Source organism: Oerskovia sp. NPDC060287, assembly GCF_042726775.1.
Lineage (GTDB): Bacteria > Actinomycetota > Actinomycetes > Actinomycetales > Cellulomonadaceae > Oerskovia > Oerskovia merdavium.
This window is the reverse complement of sequence record NZ_JBHXBO010000405.1, coordinates 1-1,441: the sequence shown is the minus strand read 5'-3', so window position 1 is coordinate 1,441 and position 1,441 is coordinate 1. Positions and strand designations below refer to the sequence as shown.

General features: G+C 72.5%; 1 protein-coding gene. It reads right to left on the bottom strand.

Annotated features, from left to right (window positions below):
* Positions 1-34: 34 nt before the first annotated feature.
* The gene (locus ACFWFR_RS19340; RefSeq protein WP_377624204.1) at positions 35-1,246 is read right to left on the bottom strand and encodes a GAF domain-containing sensor histidine kinase; all 1,212 of its coding nucleotides are present in this window, start codon (positions 1,244-1,246) and stop codon (positions 35-37) included.
* Between the last annotated feature and the right edge of the window lie 195 nt (positions 1,247-1,441).

Here is a 1,441-nt window from a genome sequence, read left to right as displayed (position 1 = left end):
GCCGTGGCGAACCGCCACGGCCCGGACCAGGGTCTCAGGCGTTGGGGATCCTCCACACGAGCGCGGTCCCGCGGCCCGTCGGGACCGCGGTCGACGAGCCGTCGCCCGTCGTCGCGGCGTCGGCCCCAATCCCACGAGCCCCCACGACCTCGCGCGCCACGGCCTCGGCAGGACCCACCGCGAGCTTCCCGTGCAGGGCCTCGGCGCGTGTCGCGAGGTTGTGCAGCCCACCGCGGTGGTCGCCCGCGTCGATCCCCTCGCAGCCGATCCCGTCGTCGACCACCGACAGCGTGATGGCGTCGTCGGTGACCTTGAGCCGCACGTCGACGCGCGAGGCCCGTGCGTGCCGGGCGACGTTCGTGAGGGCTTCGCCGACCACGACCACGAGCTGGTCCGCGACCTCGGCGGGCACGAGCGACGAGTCGTCGCTCTCGATGATGACCGAGGGGGCGAACCCGAGCGCGGGGGTCACGGCGTCGGCCGCCACGGTCAGCCGTTCCTGGAGGCTCGCCTCGGGGGGAGTGGTGGCCTGGAGCGCGAAGATCGTCGAGCGGATCTCGCGGATGGTGTCGTCGAGGTCGTTGACGGCCTCCTCGACACGCGAGCGGACGATCTCGTTGTCGATGTGCTTGGTCGTGCTCATGAGCGTCATCGCGGACGCGAAGATGCGCTGGATGACGACGTCGTGCAGGTCGCGGGCGATGCGCTCGCGGTCCTCGAGCACCGCGACGCGACGGCCGTCCTCGTAGAGGCGCGCGTTGTCGACCGCGACGCCCGCCGCGGCGGCCAGGGCGCGGACCGCGGCCTCGTCGTCCTGCGTGAAGGGGGAGCCGTCGCGCTTGTCCGTCAGGTAGAGGTTGCCGTAGACCGAGTCACGGACCTGGATCGGGACGCCGAGGAACGAGTGCATGGGCGGGTGACCCGCGGGATAGCCCGACGCCGCGGGGTAGCCCTCGATCTTGTCGACCCGCAAGGGGTGCGGGTGCCGGATGACCTCGCCCAGCAGGCCGTGGCCGTGCGGCCAGTGGCTGATCGCCTCGACCTCGGAGTCCTCCATGCCGACGGGCACGAACCGGCCCAGCCGTTCGCCGTCGCGGACACCGAGCGCGCCGTAGCGGGCTCCGGTGAGGTCCATGGCGGCCTCGACGATGCGGCGGAGCACGGTGTCGAGGTCGAGGTTGCTCGTGATGGCGACGACGGCGTCGAGCACGCGGTGCGCGACGGCGGACGGGAGGGACTCGGTCACCCACGTGAGTCTGTCAGATGTAGGGACCGGAGCCGGCCTCGGGAGGACCGGCACGGTGCTCTCCCACTGGTGGTGGGTCTTCAGGTATTCCATGACGAACCCCCTCGATCTAGGACAGTCCCGGCACCCCGGTGCGGGTTCCGACGGGTGTGGCCCCGGGGGGGGGGGGGGGGGGCGCGGCCGCCGGGGAACAGG